This window comes from Psychroflexus aestuariivivens (assembly GCF_004010055.1).
Lineage (GTDB): Bacteria > Bacteroidota > Bacteroidia > Flavobacteriales > Flavobacteriaceae > Psychroflexus > Psychroflexus aestuariivivens.
The window spans coordinates 42,157-65,834 of sequence record NZ_RQVT01000025.1; the positions used below are offsets into that span (position 1 = coordinate 42,157).

Consider the following 23,678-nt stretch of genomic DNA (forward strand, 5'->3'; position numbering starts at 1 on the left):
GGCTAGTATCCAAAAATTCTTTTGAGTTCGTCTGCTTTTTCTAATAAAGTATCGCTATTCAGGTAGCCAGCACTTTTGAGGCCGTAACCACCTTGGTAAGCTTTTATCGCTTTTTTCGGTTTGCCGATTTCTTGATAATATCGGCCTTCAAAATAAGTCGATAAAACTGTTTCTGGCGATTCTTTTTTGGCCAATCTGCTCAAATCTTTGTAGGCTTCCCAGTTTTCATTTTCTTCAATTGCATCTGCAACCATCAAAAAATCAGTAACCCTAATTGGAATTTCAATAGCGTATAATTCTGAAATCAAAAAATATTTGTCTTCTAAATAAACGACTGGGTTTTCAGATTTCAAAAGTTCATCTTGATATTCATTATCGGAAATAGGCCGATAGACTTTAAAAATAGTATTCAATGCATCTGGAATAGCATTGGCAACTAAACTAAAATGAGAAGCCTTGTCAAAAACATCAAATTGATAAGTAAAATTTGGATTTTCAACTTTTGCGAGAAGTTCATCTAACTGCTCAATTTCTTTTTTCAAAACTGGAATATCGTCTTCGCCTGTAGCTAAATAATACCAAATTTTTTGTTCAATTTTACTGACTTTGTTTTGGATTCTACTTGGCATTAAAGGCGTTAAATCAGGACTTAAACTAATATAGCCTCTAAAGAGCGGATTTTCTTTCAACAAATAAAAATTACTATAATTCGCCATTAAATCAATACCCGCAATAACGGCAAAAGGCGAAGTTCTGTAATTATCGTCCATAAATTTTAAGACTTCGTAACCAATAAATTCAAAAAAATCCGCACCAGAGGAAATAGGCAGTTCATCCTCGCTTAAAAAACCGTCTTCTTCTCGGTAACCAACTTGATTGATTCCAACAACAAAGGCTTCAGGAATAATCTCCCAATAACTAAGATAATCTACATTTCCTGCAAAAGGTTCGAACATATAATCACCATCCAGCACAACAATTACTGGGTAGCTTTTTTCTGAACTTTCATAATTTCTAGGTAGTTGAATTTTAATTTCCCGCCTTTGGTTTAAAATTTCAGAACCAACTTCAACATATTCTACTTGAGCATTTGCAAATTGTGGAATTAGAAAGTAAAGTAACAATAGAATGGAGATGCGTTTCATTTTATTTGAAATTATGATAGCTAAAATACGTAAAATCTACTTGTTATTCAAAAAAGGTAATAAAATGACTGATAAACCGCCAATTAAAATAACCAATGCAGTTTGGGTAGTCCACATGACCCAACCGAAGGCTTCTCCAGTAGCCGCAGAAACCCCAAATGCACTAAAAGCCAAGCCGATAGCGATAGGATACAAACCAATCCCACCATTGGTGATTGACATGGCAAACGCGCCAAAAACAAAAGCAACCAAAGTGGCATCGAAACTTAAACCAGCAGTTTCAGGGAAAGCATATTTAAGAACGTAAAACATTGCAACATAAAATCCCCAAATAACAAATGTATGAAAAATGAAAGGCCATTTCTTTTTCATTTTGAACACACTTTTCATTCCTCTAATCAATTCTTCAGCAAAGTTTTTTACTTTGAGTAAAAATGGATTTTTCGTGTGTTTTATAATTTGAAAACCTATAAAAAATGCCACAATTAACCCAACAAAAATCAGCAAACTTAAGAAAGGATTGATCTCTTGATTTTTAAAAAATTTGATGACTTCATCAGTTTGAATAATCAAAGCTAGACCAACAATACTCAGCAACATTACCAAATCTACAACACGCTCGGTTATAATTGTACCAAATGTATTTTCAAATTTTGAATCTTCATAAGTTGCTAATGTGGCTCCACGTAAAATCTCACCTGATCTTGGCACGCCTAAATTGGCAAGATAACCCAGCATTAGGGATAGAAAACTATTATAGAATTTAGGATAAATTTTTACTGGTTCCAACAAAAATTGCCATCTGTAAGCTCTGGACATATGTGATAAAATGCCCATCAAAAATGAAATAATCACCCAAAAGATGTTTACATTTTTAATATTGAACCACAATTCATTCAGTTCATCCTGAGTGAATCTTGACAAGGAAAACCAAATCAAAAACACACCTAAAGCTAAAGGTAAAATAATTTTTAGCCATTTTTTTAGCTTTGGATGCATTTGTTTTATTTTAAAAGATTGTCGTCATTAGGAAATACAAGTTTTGGTTTGAAAACTTTTGCTTCATCTGGAGTCACGATGGCATAAGCCATCAAAATAAGTATATCGCCTTTTGAAACTTTTCTGGCAGCGGCACCGTTTAAAGTGATTTCTCCACTGCCGCGATCACCAGGGATAGCATAAGTTTCTAAACGTTCTCCGTTGGAATTGTTGACCACCTGAATTTTTTCTCCTTCATAAATATCTGCAGCATCCATCAAGTCTTGGTCAATGGTAATACTACCAATATAATTGAGGTCTGCACCGGTTACTTTGACGCGGTGAATTTTTGATTTTACAATGTGTATTTGCATAATTTAATAATTCAAAGCCATATTATCTATTAGTCTTACTTCACCTACAAATGCAGCGATAAAGGCTCTATATTTTTGGTTTTTGTCTTTAATTTTTGTTGGCGTTAAATCGGCTTCTGAAGCGATTGAAAAATATTCTAATTCGACCTTCTTTTCATTTTCAAACATCGTTTTGATCTCCGCTATGATAGTTTCAAAATCCGAATCTTCGAACATAAGTTTCGCTTTAGTTAGCGCTTTATGGATAATTTCAGCTAGTTTTAATTCATCGTCATTCAATCTGAAATTTCTTGAACTTTGTGCAAGTCCAAATTCATTTCGACTTGTGGGACAACCGATAATTTCAACCTCTTGATTAGTGATTTCAACTAGTTTTTTGACCGCCATAAGTTGCTGAAAATCTTTTTCTCCAAAGAAAGCTTTATGGGGTTTTACAATATCAAAAAGTCTTTTCAAAACACTTCCAACACCATCAAAATGACCCGTCCTGAATTCACCTTCCATAAATTTGACAATAGAACCAAAATCGTAAGATTCTGATTGGATTTTGCCCGCATAGACTTCTTCTGCTGAAGGTGCAAAAATAACTGTTTTTGAATTGTGTGTTGTCAATAAAGCTTCATCTTTCTGAAGATTTCTCGGGTATTTATCCAAATCTGTAGGATTGTTGAATTGCGTAGGATTCACAAAAACGCTAACAACAACGAGGTCGCAGAATTCATAGGCAAAATCTATAAGTGACAAATGCCCGTCATGCAAAGCACCCATAGTTGGTACCAAACCTATAATTTTTTTTTCTTTTTTTTCGCTTTCAATAAAATCTGAAAGCGACTTTTTCGTTTCTATAACCACAAGTTGTATCTAAGGATCAGTTTGCAATATTAATATTTTAACGTGAATCCGCATAAATTTTTGTAAATTTGCCAACTTTTTGCTGTGAATCAATAATGTAAAAATTTTTATGAAAGATAAACGCATACTCTACGTTTCTTCAGAAGTCGTCCCTTATTTACCTGAAAACGATATTTCTTCAACTTCATTTGAAGCCCCAAAATCGATCAACGCGGCTGGAGGTCAAACTCGAATTTTTATGCCAAGATTTGGGAATATCAATGAGCGCAGACATCAACTACATGAAGTGATTCGCCTCTCTGGAATGAATTTAGTCATTAATGATTTAGACATGCCTTTGATTATAAAAGTTGCATCTATTCCAAAGGAAAGAATGCAAGTTTATTTCATAGATAATGAAGATTATTTTAAGCGTAAAGCAACTTATTCTGATGAAGATGGTGCTCTCTTTGAAGACAATGATGAGCGTGCCATATTTTTTGCAAAAGGTGTAATTGAAACAGTTAAAAAATTGAATTGGTCACCGGACATTATTCATGTTCATGGTTGGTTAGCTTCTTTATTGCCGATGTATTTGAGACATTATTATGGCAATGAACCTTTATTTTCTGAATCTAAAATTATAACTTCAATTTACAGCCAAGGCTTTGAAGGCAGTCTCGATACTGAAATGCATAAAAAAGTTTTATTTGACGGTATTGAAGACGATGCTGTGAAGTATTTAGAAAATCCTACACATGATAACTTGCTAAAAGTTGCCATAGATAATTCTGATGGTTTAGTTTACGGTAGTGAAGAGATTTCAGAAGATTTGAAAGCTTACACAGAAAAAATGAATGTTCCCATTTTACCATATCGTAAAAAAGAAGAATTGAGCAACGCATTCCAAACCTTTTACCTGAAAGATATTTTAAATGAAGAAGAAGATTAATTCCATGCTGAAATCAACTTTAAGACTAATTCCATTTTTTTTAATCATTGCTACAATAATTTCTTGCGAAGACGAATTCGCCGAAACTGGTAGTGATTTCGTCAACAGTATTGAAATACAACCAGCTTACGAAATGGAGAATTTAGCAGCTTATAGCGAAAAAATCAACTCCGTTCAAAGTAATGGTTACAATAATTATTTTTTAGGTAAATATAACGATCCTATTTATGGCACTTCAGAAGCTAGCATTTTGACTCAACTTATTTTGTCAGAATCCAATCCTGATTTCGGTACAGATCCGGTTATAGATTCGGTAGTGCTTACTTTACCTTTTTACAGCCGTCAGATTGCAGAAAATGAATATGTTTTAGATTCTGTATATGGTGATGGTAGCTTTAAATTAAATATTTATGAATCCAACCAATTTTTAAGAAATTTTGACCCTGGCGAAAATGGCGAATTTGAGGAAGCTCAAATTTACTACTCAGATCAACTTTCAGAATTTCAAAGTAATATTGAAAACACACCTTTGGCGACTTCTGAGGACATTACACCATCAGAAATGACTGAATCTATTGTGTTATTCAACCAGCTTTCTGAAGAAAATATTGATACTGTAAGTGTTTCACCAAGAATCAGAGTAAATCTACCTGTAGAATATTTCAATGAGAAGATTTTTGACGAAAGCAATCAAGAATTTTTAGTCAGTAACAATAGTTTTATAAATTATTTGCGCGGGTTTTATCTTGAAGCAGAACAAGAATCAGCAAATTCTGAAGATGTCATGGCAATGTTCAACATGAATGCCGAAGACGCTGATATCACAATCTATTACAGAACCATGCGTCCTGAACCTTCTACTGAAATTGTAGTAGAACCCGAATTAGAAGAGCGTTTTGAAACTTATGAGTTGAGTTTCATTGGAAATAAAGTCAATTTGTATGAAAACAATTTCAGTGTCGATTTGAGTGATCAAAATCAAGTTGATGGCGAAGAAAATATTTACTTGAGAGGTGGTGAAGGTTCGGTTGGAGTCATTGAATTGTTTAATGGCCCAGATAGTGACGATGATGGCGTATCTGACGAATTAGAAGAATTGCGTAACAATAACTGGCTTGTAAACGAAGCCAATTTAGATTTTTATGTCAATGAAAGCATTGCAAGTTCCAACACAAACCTAATTGACCGAATTTTAATTTACGACTTGGATAACGAAACAGTTTTAGTAGATTATCAAAGAGATCAAACAACATCGGAAAATCCACTGACCTCAAGAACTATTCACTTAGGAAGATTACGTGAAAAAGATAATGGGGATAAATTCTACAGAATAAGACTGACCAATCACATCAATAATATTATAAATAATAATGAAGATAATGTAAGACTGGGACTTGTTGTGGTTGATAATGTAAATGCTCCACAACTTGTGGATGTAAGAGATTCAAATTTAGATATTTTGAATTCAACAATTTCTAAAAGTTTTACGATGCCAAAAGGCACAGTATTATACGGTAATCAAGCAGAAGATGAAAGCAAACGCTTGAAACTTAGAATAATTTATACAGAAACCGAAACTAACTAAAATCTTATAATATGTGTGGAATTGTAGGTTATATAGGAACACAACAGGCTTATCCTATTATCTTAAAAGGTTTGAAACGCCTAGAATATCGCGGTTATGACAGTGCTGGAATTGCCATATATAATGGCAATGACTTAGGTATTTGCAAAACCAAAGGTAAAGTAGCAGATTTGCAGAAAAAATGCGAAGCTAATATCGAATTGGAAGGCAGTATTGGCATTGGTCACACGCGATGGGCAACCCATGGAGAGCCAAATGACGTCAATTCTCACCCGCACTATTCTAATTCTGGCAACTTAGCCATTATCCATAACGGAATTATTGAAAACTATGATTCACTTAAAAAAGAATTAAGCAACAGAGGTTATACTTTTCAATCTGACACCGACACAGAAGTTTTAGTTAACTTGATAGAGGATATCAAAACTAAGGAAAATGTCAAACTCGGAAAAGCTGTTCAAATTGCTCTAAATCAAACCGTTGGAGCTTATGCGATTGCTGTTTTTGATAAAACAAAACCAAACGAAATTGTAGTTGCCAGACTCGGCAGTCCTTTAGCAATTGGTGTTGGCGATAATGAATACTACATAGCTTCTGATGCTTCTCCTTTTATAGAATATACCAAAAACGCAATTTATCTTGAAGATGGTGAAATGGCCGTTGTAAGATTAGGAAAAGAAATAAAAGTAAGGAAAATACATGACGATAGTCTTGTGGATCCTTATGTTCAAGAATTACAATTGAACTTAGACCAAATTGAAAAAGCAGGTTTCGATCATTTCATGTTAAAGGAAATTTATGAGCAGCCAAGCGCAATTAAAGACACCTATCGTGGTAGAATGTTGCCAGACCAAGGTCTTATTAGAATGGCTGGAATTGACGATAACTTAGAGCGTTTCCTAAACGCTAAGCGAATTGTTGTTGTTGCCTGTGGAACTTCTTGGCACGCTGGTTTAGTTTCAGAATATATTTTTGAAGATTTAGCAAGAATCCCAGTAGAAGTAGAATATGCTTCAGAATTTAGATATAGAAATCCTGTCATCAATAAAGATGATATCGTAATTGCAATTTCTCAAAGTGGAGAAACTGCAGATACAATGGCTGCCATAAAACTTGCCAAAGAAAACGGTGCTTTTGTTTTTGGTGTTTGTAATGTGGTTGGTTCCTCAATTTCTAGAGAAACAGATGCAGGTGCATACACGCATGCAGGTCCCGAAATTGGTGTAGCTTCCACCAAAGCATTTACAACACAAATTACAGTGTTGAGTTTAATTGCTTTGAAATTAGGTAAAGCTAAAGGCACAATTTCAAATTCAGATTTCCATATGTATTTGAATGAACTTGAGCTTATTCCTTATAAAATTGAAAAAGCTTTAGAATCCAACGAACATATTATAAAAGTTGCAGAAGTCTACAAAGACGCCAAAAACTGCTTATACCTTGGTCGTGGTTTCAATTTTCCTGTCGCTTTAGAAGGCGCTTTGAAATTGAAAGAAATCTCTTACATCCATGCTGAAGGATATCCTGCTGCAGAAATGAAGCACGGGCCAATTGCCCTTATTGACGAGCAAATGCCAGTGGTTGTTATTGCAACAAAAAAAGGTCACTATGAAAAAGTAGTGAGCAACATTCAAGAAATAAAATCTAGAAAAGGTAAAATAATTGCTATTGTTACAGAAGGCGATACTGCTGTAAGAGAAATGGCAGACCACATGATCGAAGTTCCTGATACCATTGAAGCTTTTACGCCACTACTTACCACAATTCCACTTCAATTATTATCTTATCACATTGCTGTTATGTTAGACAAAAATGTAGATCAACCAAGAAACTTGGCGAAATCTGTAACGGTAGAATAAAGGAAAATAATTTTGAATTTATAAAAAAAGCTAGCAGGATGACTTCTTGCTAGCTTTTTTAATTCTGAAAATTGACAAACTAATTCAATTTATATTTGACATTAATTTTATTTAATTCATCAATAAGTTGATTACAAATTTTCACTTTTTTCTTTTTACTCGCCATGTGAATTTTAATTTTCTGATTCATTTCAAAAACAACAAAATTTAAAATATGATCGCCAGAATACGTTGAAAATATGGTTTGCAATTGGTTGATTTGATTTTCATCTAAATCTGAAACATTCATCTGAATGGTCAACTTTTTGGCAAAATCACTCAGTACGTCTTGAAGCTGTTTGAAAGACAAAAACTTCATGCGTGTTCTGCCAGGTTCACCAGTTTCACGGTTAATGAATTGTGTCGCTTTAATCTTAAGGTGAACAAAATTATCCTGAATCAGAAAGTGTCTGAACTTGAGATATTCTTCTCCAAAAATCCAAAATTCATGACTTTCATGATAATCTTCAACTACAAACGTTGCAAAGCCTTTTCCATTTTTACTCACACGATGATTCACATCTGTAATCACGCCAGCAAGCGTTAAATCTTTATTTAAATTATCTTCAATCTGACTTACCTCTTTCAATTTTGAATTGCAGAAATATTTGATTTCAATTTTAAAATCATCTAAAGGATGTCCTGACAAGAATAGGCCAACAACTTCTTTTTCAGCTTTCAAAGTGCGCATAGTATGCCAAGGCTCACATGGTGGGATTTCAGGTTCAGGAATCTGAACATCGCTAGCTTCACCAAATAAACTGACTTGAGCTGAATTTTTATTCTCTTGATATTTAGCTGCGAATTTGATGACTTTTTCTAAAAAAGTTAATTCTCCATCAGTGATTTGAAAATACTGAGCACGATGTGTATCTGGAAATCCGTCAAATGCTCCAGCGTGAGCTAGACTTTCAAAAGCTTTTTTGTTGGCGGCTCTCAAATCTATACGCTTAGCCAAATCGAAAATTGAACGATACGGCCCGTCTTTTTTTCTATGTTCGACTATTGTATTCACAGCTCCTCCACCGACACCTTTTACAGCGCCCATTCCAAAACGAACAGCGTTATCTTTGTTGACAGAAAATTTATAATAAGATTCATTCACATCTGGGCCTAAAACTGGCAATTCCATACGTTTGCATTCTTCCATGAAAAAAGTTACTTTCTTGATGTCATTCATATTGTTTGAAAGTACTGCAGCCATGTATTCCGCAGGATAATGTGCTTTTAAATAAGCCGTTTGGTAAGCTACGAATGCGTAGCAAGTGGAATGTGATTTGTTGAATGCATAACTCGCAAAAGCTTCCCAGTCTTTCCAAATTTTTTCTAATTTTTCTTCACTATGTCCGTTTTCCTTAGCTTGATTGATAAATTTTGGCTTTAATTTTGCCAAAACATCTTTCAGTTTTTTACCCATAGCCTTTCGCAAAACATCAGCTTCACCTTTAGTGAAATTTGCTAATTTCTGCGAAAGCAACATCACTTGCTCCTGATATACTGTAATTCCATAAGTTTCTTCCAGATATTCTTGCATTTCTGGCAAATCATAACTAATCTCTTCATCGCCGTGTTTACGCTTAATGAAACTAGGAATATATTCCATAGGTCCAGGTCTGTACAAAGCATTCATCGCAATTAGATCTTCAAACACTGTTGGTTTAAGATCTTTCATGTGTTTCTGCATGCCTGGCGACTCGTATTGAAAAATCCCTACAGTTTCGCCACGCTGGAACAATTCATAAGTTTTTTCGTCGTCCAACGGAAAAGCTTCTGGATCTAAATCTATATTATGTCTGGCTTTGACAATATCAACTGTATCTTTGATCAACGTGAGTGTTTTCAAACCCAAGAAGTCCATTTTCAATAACCCAGCATCTTCAACGACCGAGTTGTCGAATTGCGTAACGTAAAGATCGGAATCTTTGGCTACGGAGACGGGAACAAATTTGGTAATATCATCTGGTGTAATAATCACGCCACAGGCATGAATTCCAGTATTCCTAACAGAACCTTCTAGAATTCTGGCTTGATTGACGGTTTCTGCTTCTGGAGAATTTTGTTCTGAAATGCTGATTAATTCTAAAACTTTATCCACTTCTTCAGCACGAAATTTTGAGCGAATGCCTTTTTCGTCCATGGCAAAAATCTTTGACAATTTGGACATGTCTGGAATTAGCTTTGCAATCCTATCGGCTTCATAAAGCGGCAAATCTAAAGCTCGTGCAGTATCACGAATAGCTGATTTTGCGGCCATTGTTCCATAGGTAATAATTTGCGCCACTTGATTTTCGCCATATTTATCGATGACATAATCCATAACTTTGCTTCTGCCTTCGTCATCAAAATCAATATCGATATCGGGCATACTTACACGTTCTGGATTCAAAAAACGCTCAAAAAGTAAATCGTATTTTATAGGATCGATATTGGTGATTTTCAAACAGTATGCGACAGCACTTCCTGCTGCAGAACCTCGTCCAGGACCAACAGAAACGCCCATTTTTCTTGCTTCTCGAATAAAATCTTCAACAATTAAAAAATAGCCTGGATAACCCGTGTTTGCAATGACAGAAAGTTCAAAGTTCAGGCGTTCTTCAATATCAGTGGTAATTTCATCATAACGCTCCTTGGCACCTTCAAAAGTTAAATGTTTTAAATAAGCATTTTCTCCACGTTTGCCGTTATCGTCTCTATCTTTTTCATCTAGAAATTGTTCTGGAATGGAAAAAGCTGGCAGCAAAACATCTCTTGCCAATTCAAAAGCTTCTACTTTTTCAGCAATTTTCTCTGTGTTTGAAATCGCTTCAGGAAGATCCTTGAACAAGGATTTCATTTCATCGGCAGATTTAAAATAATACTGATCGTTGGGCAATCCGTAACGATAACCTCGACCACGACCAATAGGTGTAGCCTGTTTTTCACCATCTTTGACACATAATAAGATATCATGCGCATTGGCGTCTTTTTGTTCTGCGTAATAGGTGTTGTTTGTAGCAACAAGATTGACACCATGTTTTATAGCTAAACGTATCAAAGCTTCGTTGGCACGGTCTTCATCTTCTTGACCATGACGCATAATTTCTATATAAAAATCATCTTGAAAAGTATCTTTCCACCACAACAAAGCTTCTTCAGCTTGATTTTCACCAAGATTTAAAATTTTACTGGCAATTTCACCATATAAATTTCCTGACAAAACAATGATGTCTTCTTTATATTCTTCAATGATTTTTTTATCTATTCTAGGCAAGTAATAAAAACCTTTGGTGAAACCTATGGAAGACATTTTTGCTAAATTGTGATAACCATTTTTGTTTTTGGCCAACAACACCATCTGATAGCCGTTATCTTTATGACTTTTGTCCAAGTGGTTTTCACAAACGAAAAATTCACAACCGATAATCGGTTTCATGGGTTGAGCATCACTATCTTCTGAATTTGCAATGCTGGCATTGTGTTTTTTGACTGCATTGACGAAATGAAATGCGCCCATCATATTCGCATGGTCGGTTAATGCAACAGCTGGCATATTGTGTTTTGCAGCTACAGCGATCAAATCTGGTACTGAAGTCGTTGATTGTAAGACAGAAAACTGACTATGATTGTGCAAATGCACAAAATTATTCTGTTGTAATTTTTCTAAATTTTCATTGATTTCAGCTTTGGTTGGTGCCTGAGATTCTTCATCTTCGGCAAGCTGAGATTTTATTTTGGCAGAAGCTTTTTGAAGATTTACGTGATTCAATCCAACACTTTCTATCGGTTCAGGATTCTTCTCTTGAAAGGTTTGAAGATAACCCAGTTCTGCCTGTAATTTTTTCTCAGAATAGTTTCCACGACGAATCAATTCTAAGAAACATCTTGTCGTGGCTTCTACATCGGCAGTCGCATTGTGTGCTTCAGCAAAAGGTTCTCTGAATAAATATTCATGTAATTCTGTAAGAGTTGGCAATTTGAATTTTCCACCACGTCCACCAGGAATTTGACATAAAGCCGCTGTTTTTTCAGTACAAGTGTCAAGTACTGGCATTTCTGGCATTGGTGTTTCTAGTTGGGCACGGTAGAATTCTGCACCCATCACATTGACATCGAAACCTACATTTTGACCAACAACGAATTTCGACTTTAGTAATGCTTCATTAAATTCTGAAAGCACAAATGCCAAATCAGCTCCATCTCGTTTGGCCAATTCAGTAGAAATACCGTGAATTCTTTCAGCATCATAAGGAATATCGAAGCCTTCTGGTTTAATTAAATAATCTTTGGCTTCAACCAAATTTCCCCATTCGTCGTGGACTTGCCAAGCGATCTGAATTGCTCTTGGCCAATTGTCTGTGTCGCTCATCGGCGCATTCCAACGCTTGGGTAAACCTGTGGTTTCGGTATCGAATATGATATACATGCTGCTGAATTTTGAGAGGATAAAATTAATAAAAATGACCGCTAAACTTTCTTAAAAATTCAGTTTTCTAAGCTCAGGAAATGACTAATTTTTCATTGAAAATGTATTCAACAAAAAAATCCCAAATACAATGTATTTGGGATTTTTTAGAAAGAATTTTTATTTGTTTTTAGCTTACTGCTTTCAATTGTCGTATTCCAGATTTATCTAAAGCTTTTTCAGCATAAGATTTTGTGACTTTAAATTTTGTTTCATCACTTTCTGGCAAATCGAACATCGCGTCGGTTAAAATGGCTTCACAAAGTGAGCGAAGTCCTCTTGCTCCGAGTTTGTATTCTATTGCTTTTTCCACGATGAAATCCAACGCACCATCGGTGATTTCAAATTTAATATTGTCCATTTCAAACAACTTTTCGTATTGTTTGATGATAGCGTTTTTCGGCTCGGTTAGAATTCTTCTCAAAGTCGCTTTATCTAGCGGATCCATGTGGGTTAACACTGGCAAACGACCAATAATTTCAGGAATCAAACCATAATCTTTTAGATCTTTTGGAATGATGTATTTCAGAATATTTTCTTTATCCACACCTTCACCTTCTTTGGACGCGCCATAACCTACAGCTTGCATGTTTAGGCGTTTTGAAATGTTTCTTTCAATACCATCAAATGCACCACCAGCGATAAATAAAATATTTTCTGTATTGACTTCAATAAATTTTTGGTCTGGATGCTTTCTGCCGCCTTTTGGTGGTACGTTGACGCTTGTACCTTCCAGAAGTTTCAATAAAGCTTGCTGAACGCCTTCGCCACTAACATCTCTGGTAATGGATGGATTGTCGCTTTTTCTAGCAATTTTATCGATTTCATCTATAAAAACAATTCCGTGTTCAGCTTTTTCAACGTTATAATCTGCTGCAGCCAAAAGTTTGGTCAAAATAGTTTCAACATCTTCGCCAACATAGCCAGCTTCAGTTAGAACAGTTGCGTCTACAATTGCAAGCGGCACATTCAGCATTCTGGCTATGGTTTTGGCAACCAAAGTTTTACCTGTACCAGTTTGTCCAGCCATAACGATATTACTTTTTTGAATTTCAATATCGTCCTTGGATTTTGGTTGCAATAATCTTTTGTAATGATTGTAAACCGCCACAGACATCACACGTTTGGTTTGGTCTTGACCAATCACGTATTCATCCAAAAAGCTCTTTATGGCTTTTGGTTTTCTGAGTTTCAATTCTGTGGTTAACTCGTGCTTGCTGTCTTGTTTAGATTCTTCTAAAACAATGCCGTGCGCTTGCTCAATACATTTATCACAAATGTGAGCATCAAGACCGGCAATAAGCAAGTTGGTTTCTGCTTTTTTTCGGCCACAAAATGAACATTCTAAAACTTCTTTGGCCATAATTTAATCTCTTTTCAAAATTTCATCAATCATTCCGTAATCTTTGGCTTCTTCTGCTTTCATCCAAAAATCTCTATCGCCATCTTCAAAAACGGTGTCGTATTCTTTTCCTGTGTGTTTAGCTAAAATCTGATACAATTCTTCTTTTAGCATCACAATTTGTTTGGCTGTAATTTGAATGTCATCCGCTTGACCTTGTGCGCCGCCCATCGGTTGGTGAATCATCACGCGAGAATGTGGCAAACCGCTTCTTTTTCCATCGGTTCCAGCACAAAGTAAAACTGCACCCATAGAAGCTGCAATTCCTGTATTTATGGTTGCTACATCAGGTTTTATAAATTGCATTGTATCGTAAATTCCGAGTCCAGCATAAACGCTTCCACCTGGAGAATTGATATAAATCTGAATATCTTTAGAAGAATCGGTACTTTCTAAAAAAAGAAGTTGTGCTTGAATAATATTCGCCACTTGATCATTGATCGGTGTGCCTAAAAATATAATTCTGTCCATCATCAATCTAGAGAAAACGTCCATAGCAACGGCGTTCATTTGGCGTTCTTCTATGATATTAGGCGTCATCCCAACTGGCATCATACTGGTGATGATTTTATCGTAATAATTACTGTTGACACCTTGATCTTTGGTGGCAAATTTTTCGAATTCTTTATCCATGTTCATAATATCGTCTGAATTTTGTAGCGAATATAGTTGGAAAGTAAGACTTAAAATACTGCTTTTGCTAAATGTTAACTCGACATTAAGCAAAAGCAGTTGAATATTTATTTATAGACTTTGTCTACAAATTCTTTATAAGTGATTTCTTCTTCGTTGACGTTCAGCTTTTCCTTGTAAAGTTCTAGTAACTTTTGCACCATTACTTCTTCAGAAAATTGTTTGACTTGCTCTTGATTAGAGAGTACATTCTGGATAATGCCTTCCATTTGCTCTTCTGGCAAATCCATTTGTCCAAACTGCATCATTTGTGCTTTGATTTTATCTTTAGCCACAGACTTGATGTCTTCAACCTCAACTTTGATGTCGTGGTCTTTTGCAATCTTAGACTCGATCAATTGATATTTGATGCCTTTCTCGCTCTTTTCGTATTCCTCTTTAGCTTCTTCTTCTGTGAGTTCTGTTTCACCTTGTGTTTGAAGCCATTTTTGTAAAAACTCTGCTGGCAATTCCATGTCAGCATTTTCTATAAGGTATTCAGTAACATCATTGAAAAACTTCTGATCACCTTGTTGTTGAAATGTGTCTTTAGATTGCTCTTCAATTTTAGTTTTGGCTTCTTCTTCTGAAGTAACTTCGCCTTCACCAAAAGCTTTATCGAACAATTCTTGGTTCAGCTCTGCTAAAACCTGCTCGTTGATTTCTTTAACAGTAAAAGTAACTTCAACTTTTAAATCTTCGACTTGGTCTTTTTCTAGACCTAAATGAGAAGCTAAAGTTTCGTCGTTTTCAAAAAGTTTGTTGGTTTTCAAAGTGACTTGGTCGCCGACTTTAGCACCTAAAAGTTCTTTTTGGTTGGTTTTTCCTTCAATATCATCTACTTTGAAAGTAGCTTCGTTATCGATGTTTTCTTCTTCATTATGGAATGTTCCTACTACAGTAAATCCTTCTTTGACTTCTTCTTGAGAAACTATTTTGCCGTATTGACGCTGAATAGTTTTCAACTGATTGTCCACCATTTCTTCATCAGCTTTGACTTTGTAGTATGTAATTGGCTCTTTATTTTCCAAATTAACTTCAAAATCTGGTGCTAAACCTAATTCGAATTCAAAACTGAAATCGTCTGCATTCCAATTCAAATCGTCTTGAGGTTTAGGTAGCGGATTACCGAGAATTTCTAGTTTTTCTTCTGTAATATAATTATTGAGTGATTCCTGCAAAAGCTTATTCACCTCATCAGCTAAAACTGCCTGACCGTATTGTTTTTTGATCAATCCCATCGGTACCATTCCTTTTCTAAAACCAGGAATATTGGCTGTTTTCCTATAGTCCTTAAGCACTTTTTCTACTTTTGGAGCATAATCACTTTTTGCGATGTCGATTTTTACAACAGCATTCAATTTGTCTTTGTCTTCTCTCGTTATATTCATTCTGAATGATTATTTTTTTAAAAATGCAAAATTACAATTTATTTCACTGCTTACCAAGTTTTTAAAACTGAGCCTAAAGCCGTTGAAAATGAAGATAAATGTTTAGGCTTCACTTTCATTGTTTTCAGTTTTTAAAGATTTGCCATCATACATTAGTTTTGCGAACATAATGACATCATAAATAAAATGTGCTGCCATAGCAGCGAAAATATCGAAGTATTCTGTAAGGTATCCGAATGCAGCTGAAACCAAAATCAGAAATAAGCCGTACATGCTTTTTTTCCAGTCGGCTACGGTTAAGTATCCATGAAGAAAAACAAAAATAACGGCGGTAAACCAAAGGCCGAGCAAAGGCTGAAGCGCACCACGAAATAAAATTTCTTCGCCAACGCCAGCACAGAATGAGTAAAATAAAATATCGCTCCAATTCAATTCTATATTCTGAAACATTTTGGTGTAAAAAGTTCTAGTTTCTTTTAGAAATGGAAGCTCCAATAAACCGATCGCTATTAGTCCTGCTAATGTACCGACACCTAAACCTATGAGAGTGGAGACTAATGCTTGATCCGTTTCAAAAATTTGAGCGTAACTGAATTCTGAAGAAAAACTAAGTATAAAATAAGCTATAAAACTGAATCCAAATAGGGTAAATACGGAAACAGCTAGAAGCGCTTTTTTACTAATTTGCATGAATTATTTTTAAAATGCGTTATTTTCAATGTTGAATTACCGTCTTTCGGCAAGTGCAAAAATAATAGATTGCAAAAATGAAAGTAAAATACTAAACAGTAAAGCCCACCAAAATCCGTCCACTTGAAAAGCATCGATCAACCAATTGGCAATAAGAATAATGATAGCGTTGACCACCAGCAGAAACAAGCCAAAAGTAAGTATAGTGACAGGTAAAGTGAAAATAACTAAAATTGGTTTGATGAAAATATTCAGGAGTGACAACACCGCTGCAACGACAATTGCTGTAAATAAATCTGAGACATATACGCCTGGTAAAATGTTGGACAACATCAAAACGATGATTCCTGTTAGGAGAATTTGCAAAAGTGTTTTCATCTGCTAAAAATTTTGGTTAAAATAACAAAACTGCCTGAACTTAAAAAATAAGCGCAGGCAGTTTTTTAGTATGTGACTAAAGTAATTTAATTCATCACATCATCACTAAAGTTTATTGTTCCATAGCTACCAAGAATAACTTGTGGGATGTTAGAACCGTATTTTTGGTTAATTAATCTTATAGTTTCATTGGCTACTAAAGCGTAACCTCTTGGCGTTAAATGCACACCATCTAAAGAAAAACCACCACCTGTAACAAATTCACTAGTAATGATTCCACCTTCAAAAGGAATACCTTGAGAAACATCGCTTAGCAAGGCGTCAGCATCTACCATAACTAAGTTATTTGCTTCAGCAATAGATTGAATTGTAGCGTTGTAAGACATACGTGCATTTTGAACCATTTCTATTTCAGAACTAGTCAACACATATTGGTCGCTTAACGGAATTGAAACCCCATTAATCTGAGTTGGATCGCCACCAACTGTACTTCCAATAACAGATGATGCTGTAAGCGGAATCAAATCATTATCATTGGCCTGTCTGATTTGACCTAAAAGTTGAGCTTGTTGCGCTGGTAAATTAAACGGCGGTCCTTGTAAAATTTGACTTATATCTGTTAAATCTTCATCGACTAGTGTTACGTAATTATTTCCAGCTTGAAAATTTACTTGTCTTAATTGAGCTTCTTCTGCTGAAATAATTCCAAATTGAACTAATCCTGGTAAAACTTGTGAGTTATAAGCTTGGAAACCTGCGTTTAGTTGAGCTGCTGTCTGCTCATCAAGAGGCACAACATCTGGTGCAATTACATTGAAAAAAGGAATATTTGTAATATTTGGAATATTATAAACTACACCACCAGAAGCATTTGCGCTTAAGCTACTAGCTAAATCTGAATAAGTTTGTGCAAAAACATTTGGATCTGTAATATCATTTCCTCCGTAAGTTAAAGGATCCAAATTACCGGTTTGATCTACACCTGCACCTCCAGAAGTGGCAAAACCAAGAATATCATTATTCCCAATCCATAAAGAAAAGAACGTTGGGTTTTGTGCAAGAGCATCGTCAATAATAGTTGCATTGTCTGAGGACGAAAATCTAGCAAAGTAAGGATTAGCTTGACCAGAAGCTACCCCAGCAACATTTCCATAGCCTGGTGCTGCAAGGTGAAAGCTTTTTGCGCCTGGCACACCCATATTATTGAAAGATCCAGAAAGTTTATTTGTAACTTCAGTTTGTGGTTCACCAGCAATCGGAGCTGGAGATGGACTACCAGATGTAGTGGATAAGACAAGTCTATTCCCAGAAATAATTTGTCCATTCAATTTCAAGCCACCAAGATTATCGGCCATTAAAGGTTGAGTAAATTCTCCACCACCGACACGCTCAAACTGTCCTGCCATAATGTTTGGCAAAGAATTCATTTGTCCTTGGCGATACAAAGCATTGTCCGCATAACCAGCAGTTAAAGAATTACCTACAGCAACGTATGTAGAAAAGTCGGCCTCTCCAGCAGTGTACATTTCGTTTTCTTCAACAGATTCATCGAATTCTGGTTCACAAGCCAAAAATCCAAATGCGACTAATGGCAAAAACTTCAAATATATTTTATTCATTTTCATAGTTTTATAATTTATAAGTTACACCTATACCAGGTAAGAATGCGCTGGATTTGTAAGTTCCTCTAAATGGAACAGCTTGTCCATTTTCAAAATAGGAATCGTAAGAAGCATCTACTTCTTTGAATCTTAAGTATAAAAATGAAGCATCAATTGCTAAACTCTCAGTAACATTAAAAGAAAGCCCTGCTGTATAACCATTAGCATCATTTCTTGGTGTTTCTGGTGCAAAAAAGCCAGCTTGTACAGGAGACTCGTCAAAATAATAACCAGCTCTTAAAGTCAACTTGTCATTAGCTATATATTGCGCACCAAATCTGTAAGTAGATGCGTTTTTATAGTTTCTTGGGTTGATAGATGTTCCTAGACTTGGGTCTGCGAATTCTATATCTAAGGAGTTATAAACATCCCAATACGCTCTCTGATAATCAAATGCAAACAACCATTTTTCATTCATTTCGTAAGCAAAACCAATGGTCAATTCTGCTGGCATTGGTAAAGATGCATTAAATTCTGTTGTTCCGTTTTGTGGGGTTAAACTAGAATCAGGAAATTCACTAAAAGTGGCTTCACCGCCTTCTGCATCCAGAATAATTTCTGAACGGTAGTTGAAGCCGATTCTTAATTCTTCTATTGGTGTAAACATAAAACTTGCACTCCAACCCCAATTAGTCACTCCAGAATCATCTATTGTAATATTGGAACGCTCACCTTCTTCATTGGTCAAAGTTCGGTTGGCATTTCTGTTGAAATTTACATTTCCTGTTGCATAAATTGGTCCACCACCAATACTAAAATGTTCTGATAATTTCACAGACAATAATGGTTGTACAAATATTGCTGCCAATTCTATATCATTGACAAGATGAGAACCTTCCCAGTCTTTCTCCCATTCTACAGTGTTTCCAAAAGGCGTAGTTACTGTTAAACCAACAGCTAACCATTCATTAATTTTATAACTGGCATGAAAATAAAATGGTGTTCCCATTGGACTATCTGTTTCTGCAAATTGACCTGTATTTTCATTCTGCCATTTGACGTTTGAAAAAACACCAGTAATTCCGGCTGAAACCGTAAATCTATCTTCTAAATACACCAATCCAGAAGGATTGAAAAATGCCGTTTCGGCACTATTGACGACTCCAACGCCGGCATGTCCCATAGCCAAAGCCCTCTGCCCTTGTGCCGCTACGCGATAACCGCCTGCATAAACTGCTGCAGATGCTAAAAACATAAGCATCCCCGATAATAGAATTTTCTTCATTTTGAATGTGTTTTGTTGTGAATTTGCACAAAATTTTAAATCAAATTTAGCATAATTTAATAATTTGACAACGAAAAATAGAAAATATTATGCACGCATTATATTTTTCTAAACTTCTAAGAACTTCATACTTGTTTCAAAAAAAGTTTTTCTCTGTTCTGCGTGAACCCAATGCCCAGCATTTGATATAACTTTTATTGTATTATTTTTGAAATGTTTGCTTATCATTTCGTGATCATCTTCAAGAATATAATCTGAATTTTCTCCTTTAATGAATAAAACATCGCCATCATAAGTTAAGTTATTTGGAATCGATTTCCCTAATTCATCTATATTGGCTTTCAGAGCGTCTAGATTCATTCTTAAAGCTAATTTTTCTTTGGTTTTCCAGTACAAATTCTTCAATAAGAATTGCCTTACACTTTTTATTTTAATGTATTTGCCAAGCAATTCATCAGCATCGGAACGCGAAGTCAGTTCTGCATTGGATATGGCGCTTAATCCTTGTAAAATATCTTGATGATGCGGCGAGTAATATTTAGGTGCGATATCTACTACAATTAATTTTTCTACTTTTTTAGAAAACATAGTCGCAAACATCATTGCTGTTTTACCTCCCATAGAATGTCCTATAATACAAGCTTTATCTAAAGATTTCTGTTCAAAATAGTCTTTCAAATCTTCTGCAAGTAATTCGTAACTAAAAGCTTCATCATGCGGACTTCTGCCATGGTTACGCTGATCTACTAAATGCACTTCAAAACCCTCGTCACTATATTGGTTGGCTAAGGTTTTCCAATTATCTCCCATGCCTAGAAATCCATGCAAAATAATTAATGGACGACCTTTGCCTATAATTTTTGAATGTAGCTTCATTTATTTCAATTTTTGTAAATATTGCTTAATAACACTTTCCAAGCCTTCATATAAAGCTTCAGAAATTAATGCGTGACCAATAGAGACTTCATCTAAAAAAGGGATTTCTTTAGCAAAAAATGAAATATTTTCTAATGATAAATCATGTCCAGCATTGATTCCTAACCCAAGTTTTTTTGCCAATTCAGCACATTCCCGATAAGGTTTTATAGCTAACTTTTTATCTTTATGATAATTGACAGCGTAAGCTTCAGTATAAAGTTCTATTCGATCAGTTTCAGTTTTGGCAGCAGCTTCAATCATATCTTGTTGTGGATCGATAAAAATTGAAGTCCTTATATTATGAGATTTGAATTCAGCAATCACTTCTTTCAAAAAATCAGCGTGTTTTAGCGTGTCCCAACCTGCATTAGAGGTTAAAACATCTTCGGAATCTGGAACTAAGGTAACTTGAGTAGGTTTGTTCTGAAGTACCAAATCTATAAATTGTTGATTTGGATTGCCTTCTATATTGAATTCTGTATTTACAGTTTTAGAAAGCTGTCTCACATCATTATAACGAATATGTCGTTCGTCTGGACGAGGATGAACAGTAATACCTTGCGCACCAAAACCTTCTATACGCCTGGCTGCTTCTATGACATTTGGCACATTTCCACCACGCGCATTTCTAAGTGTAGCAATTTTATTGATATTAACACTAAGTCTTATCATTTTAAAAAATTTAAGATTTCAAACAAAAATACAATCAAATATGAGACTTTGCTTTCATTTTTCCGTATTTTGCAATAAAACAAAATTGATGATTTGGCAAGAATTTATAGATACTGATATTCAGCAAATTGATATTTCTATCGAAATTTCAAATTTGAAGTCAGTTTTCGGAAATCAAAATTTTAATCATTTACCTGTGTTTTCAAAAGGTAACTTTGTTGGAAGCATTCAGAAAGAAGATCTTGTAGATTTGCCTGCAGAAGACATTTTAGAAAACCACCGTTATTTATTGGACATTTTTTTCACAGAAACTCACAAAACGAGTTTGGATTTGATTCACCAATTTGTGAATCATCAAACGAATCTTTTGCCAATTCTGGATGACCAAAAAAATTATGTTGGTGCAATGAAACTGGTTGATGCGTTAGATCTTTTTGGCGAAAGTCCTTTTATAGCGAATGAAGGAGAAGTTATCATATTGACTAAAGCCAAAGATAAATTTGCTTTTAGCGAAGTTTCCCAGTTGATAGAATCTCAGAACGCCAAGCTTTCTGGCGTTTTTGTAAGTAATTTACATGAAGATTTCGTGGAAATTACACTGAAAGTAGAGCATCAAGGTCTTAATGAAATACTACAAACTTTCAGGAGGTATGATTACGAAATAAAAAGCGAGCATCCTGAAGATTTGTTTACAGAAGACCTTAAAGAACATGCTGATTATTTGAATAAATATTTAGATATTTAGTCACTAAAAAAATATAATTCAAATGCAAAAAGTAGCAATTTTTGGACAATCGTTTTATCCTGAAACCGAAAAATATTTGCAACAATTATTAGAAGTTTTAGATCAGTATGGTGTGAAATTCGAATTAGAACACCATTATTTATCATTGCTTCGAAATAAAAAAATGATTTCAGAAGACAGCGACTATAAAACATTTATTTCTTTAGATAAAAGTTTCGATTTGTTTTTCACTATTGGTGGCGACGGAACGATTCTGTCCGCTGTAAAATTTATAAAAGATCTCAATATTCCAATTATCGGAATCAATACAGGTCGACTTGGTTTTTTGGCTACAATTCACAAAAAAGAAATTAAAGATAGTATTACAAAAATTTTGGACAAGCGCTATAAAGTCTCCAAAAGAACACTTCTTGAAGTTTCTTGCTTACCTGAAAACAATGTTTTAGAACCCTTCAATTTTGCGCTCAACGAAGTAGCCATAAGTCGAAAAGACACGACTTCTATGATTACTATAGAAACTTGGCTGGACGATGAGTTTCTCAATTCTTACTGGTCGGACGGCATTATCATTTCTACCCCAACAGGATCTACTGGATATTCTCTCAGTTGTGGCGGACCAATTATCACTCCACAGACTAAAAGTCTTGCAATTACACCAATAGCTCCGCACAATCTAAACGCCAGACCTTTAATAATTCCTGACAATCTAGAAATTAAATTAAAAATTTCTGGACGTGAAAATCAATATCTTATTTCCTTAGATTCTCGGCTTGCAAGCTTGGAAAACGAGACCACAGTTTGTATCAAAAAATCAGATTTCAAAATAAATTTGGTCTGGTTAGAAGATGACAGCTTCATCACAACATTAAGAAAAAAACTACTTTGGGGTCAAGATAAGCGCAACTAAAAGCAATAAAATACAATTTAAGATGTTTTAGATACAAAATATTTAAAATATTAATCTGTGCGCACAATATTCATATATTTGCAAACTTTTGAAAATCTATGAGATATATAATACTGACCATCTCTATTTTTTGTATAATGAACACTACTTCAGCTCAAACTTACGAAGCCGGTATTTTGTTCGGTGGACTAAATTATATTGGTGATGTTGGGTCAAGTTCATTCATGAAACCAGGCGATTATTTGGCGAGAAAGAAAATGGCTTTTGGAGGCATTTTCAAATGGAATAGAAGCCCAAGGCATTCTTTTCGATTTTCTGTACTTAGAGGAGAAACTTTTGGAAATGACAATAATGCTGAAGATGGACGAAGAAACAGCAGAGGTTTCAAATTCGAAACCGAACTCACTGAATTATCTGCCGGTTTAGAGTATACGTTTTGGGAGTGGAATCTGCATGATTCCAAACGCCCACAAATCACTCCATATCTATATACTGGGATTACCTATTTTTTTTCTAATGAATTTTTTGAAAGAGACGGCCAATTGATGAAAGGAGACGACATTAGTACTTTTTCTTTACCAATGGTAATTGGCGTCAAAGCCACAATTTCTCGAAAATTGATTTTAGCTGCAGAATTTGGTGCTCGATACACCTTTACAGATAATTTAGACGGAAGTGCCTCAGAAGAAATTAGTAGTCAAACAAATTATCCTACCTTTGGCAATTCAAATATGAACGATTGGTATATTTTTTCAGGGATAACCTTGACTTATACCTTTGGCAGACGCCCATGTTATTGTAAATTTTAGTTGA

General features: G+C 35.0%; 20 protein-coding genes. 6 read left to right on the forward strand and 14 right to left on the reverse strand.

What is annotated here, in order from left to right; all coding sequences use genetic code 11:
- Positions 1-2: 2 nt before the first annotated feature.
- Genes EIG86_RS05785 through panC form a run of 4 tightly spaced genes read right to left on the reverse strand, consistent with a single transcriptional unit; the run spans position 3 to position 3,349 of the window.
- A complete protein-coding gene (locus tag EIG86_RS05785; RefSeq protein WP_127845217.1) occupies positions 3-1,145 on the reverse strand; it encodes an alpha/beta hydrolase in 1,143 nt (380 codons plus the stop codon).
- A gap of 36 nt (positions 1,146-1,181) precedes the next feature.
- The gene (locus EIG86_RS05790; protein WP_127845218.1) at positions 1,182-2,144 is read right to left on the reverse strand and encodes a lysylphosphatidylglycerol synthase transmembrane domain-containing protein; all 963 of its coding nucleotides are present in this window, start codon (positions 2,142-2,144) and stop codon (positions 1,182-1,184) included.
- A 5-nt stretch (positions 2,145-2,149) separates the two neighbouring features.
- Positions 2,150-2,497: an aspartate 1-decarboxylase gene (gene panD, locus EIG86_RS05795; protein ID WP_127845219.1), complete on the reverse strand. Its 348-nt coding sequence runs from the start codon at positions 2,495-2,497 to the stop codon at positions 2,150-2,152.
- Between the two features lie 3 nt (positions 2,498-2,500).
- Complete coding sequence (gene panC / locus EIG86_RS05800; protein ID WP_127845220.1) at positions 2,501-3,349, reverse strand: pantoate--beta-alanine ligase; 849 nt, start codon at positions 3,347-3,349, stop codon at positions 2,501-2,503.
- A gap of 109 nt (positions 3,350-3,458) precedes the next feature.
- Here panC and EIG86_RS05805 point away from each other — a divergent pair, with 109 nt between their 5' ends.
- From EIG86_RS05805 to glmS, 3 genes are read left to right on the forward strand one after another with little or no spacing between them, the layout of a single operon-like run.
- Positions 3,459-4,280: a glycogen/starch synthase gene (locus tag EIG86_RS05805; protein WP_127845221.1), complete on the forward strand. Its 822-nt coding sequence runs from the start codon at positions 3,459-3,461 to the stop codon at positions 4,278-4,280.
- The gene (locus tag EIG86_RS05810; RefSeq protein ID WP_127845222.1) at positions 4,264-5,865 is read left to right on the forward strand and encodes a DUF4270 domain-containing protein; all 1,602 of its coding nucleotides are present in this window, start codon (positions 4,264-4,266) and stop codon (positions 5,863-5,865) included. The genes EIG86_RS05805 and EIG86_RS05810 overlap by 17 nt, the downstream gene beginning before the upstream one ends.
- A gap of 11 nt (positions 5,866-5,876) precedes the next feature.
- On the forward strand, positions 5,877-7,724 hold the full coding sequence (gene glmS / locus EIG86_RS05815; protein WP_127845223.1) for a glutamine--fructose-6-phosphate transaminase (isomerizing): 1,848 nt from the start codon (positions 5,877-5,879) through the stop codon (positions 7,722-7,724).
- Positions 7,725-7,803: 79 nt separating this feature from the next.
- Here glmS and dnaE read toward each other — a convergent pair whose 3' ends face one another.
- From dnaE to EIG86_RS05865, 10 genes are all read right to left on the reverse strand, one after another.
- Complete coding sequence (dnaE, locus tag EIG86_RS05820) at positions 7,804-12,165, reverse strand: DNA polymerase III subunit alpha (protein WP_127845224.1); 4,362 nt, start codon at positions 12,163-12,165, stop codon at positions 7,804-7,806.
- A gap of 169 nt (positions 12,166-12,334) precedes the next feature.
- Entirely contained in the window at positions 12,335-13,567 is a 1,233-nt protein-coding gene (gene clpX / locus EIG86_RS05825; protein ID WP_127845225.1) for an ATP-dependent Clp protease ATP-binding subunit ClpX, read from the reverse strand.
- A 3-nt stretch (positions 13,568-13,570) separates the two neighbouring features.
- Positions 13,571-14,245 (reverse strand): ClpP family protease, encoded by a 675-nt coding sequence (locus EIG86_RS05830; protein ID WP_127845226.1) that lies wholly within the window; start codon positions 14,243-14,245, stop codon positions 13,571-13,573.
- Between the two features lie 101 nt (positions 14,246-14,346).
- On the reverse strand, positions 14,347-15,669 hold the full coding sequence (tig, locus tag EIG86_RS05835) for a trigger factor (protein ID WP_127845227.1): 1,323 nt from the start codon (positions 15,667-15,669) through the stop codon (positions 14,347-14,349).
- A gap of 102 nt (positions 15,670-15,771) precedes the next feature.
- Positions 15,772-16,359: a CPBP family intramembrane glutamic endopeptidase gene (locus EIG86_RS05840; RefSeq protein WP_127845228.1), complete on the reverse strand. Its 588-nt coding sequence runs from the start codon at positions 16,357-16,359 to the stop codon at positions 15,772-15,774.
- Positions 16,360-16,395: 36 nt separating this feature from the next.
- Complete coding sequence (locus EIG86_RS05845) at positions 16,396-16,737, reverse strand: phage holin family protein (RefSeq protein ID WP_127845229.1); 342 nt, start codon at positions 16,735-16,737, stop codon at positions 16,396-16,398.
- Between the two features lie 86 nt (positions 16,738-16,823).
- Positions 16,824-18,356, reverse strand: coding sequence for an SGNH/GDSL hydrolase family protein (locus EIG86_RS05850; protein WP_205030462.1), 1,533 nt, complete (start codon positions 18,354-18,356; stop codon positions 16,824-16,826).
- Positions 18,357-18,366: 10 nt separating this feature from the next.
- Positions 18,367-19,623, reverse strand: coding sequence for an OmpP1/FadL family transporter (locus EIG86_RS05855; protein WP_127845231.1), 1,257 nt, complete (start codon positions 19,621-19,623; stop codon positions 18,367-18,369).
- Positions 19,624-19,731: 108 nt separating this feature from the next.
- Positions 19,732-20,499: an alpha/beta fold hydrolase gene (locus tag EIG86_RS05860; protein WP_127845232.1), complete on the reverse strand. Its 768-nt coding sequence runs from the start codon at positions 20,497-20,499 to the stop codon at positions 19,732-19,734.
- Entirely contained in the window at positions 20,500-21,213 is a 714-nt protein-coding gene (locus EIG86_RS05865; protein WP_127845233.1) for a pyridoxine 5'-phosphate synthase, read from the reverse strand.
- Positions 21,214-21,301: 88 nt separating this feature from the next.
- Between EIG86_RS05865 and EIG86_RS05870 the strand changes: the two genes are divergently transcribed.
- The 3 genes from EIG86_RS05870 to porG all read left to right on the forward strand — a co-directional run bounded on the left by EIG86_RS05870 (position 21,302) and on the right by porG (position 23,674).
- The gene (locus EIG86_RS05870; RefSeq protein ID WP_127845234.1) at positions 21,302-21,958 is read left to right on the forward strand and encodes a CBS domain-containing protein; all 657 of its coding nucleotides are present in this window, start codon (positions 21,302-21,304) and stop codon (positions 21,956-21,958) included.
- 22 nt (positions 21,959-21,980) lie between these two features.
- A complete protein-coding gene (locus EIG86_RS05875; protein ID WP_127845235.1) occupies positions 21,981-22,865 on the forward strand; it encodes an NAD kinase in 885 nt (294 codons plus the stop codon).
- A gap of 98 nt (positions 22,866-22,963) precedes the next feature.
- Entirely contained in the window at positions 22,964-23,674 is a 711-nt protein-coding gene (gene porG / locus EIG86_RS05880) for a type IX secretion system protein PorG (protein WP_127845236.1), read from the forward strand.
- Positions 23,675-23,678 lie beyond the last annotated feature (4 nt).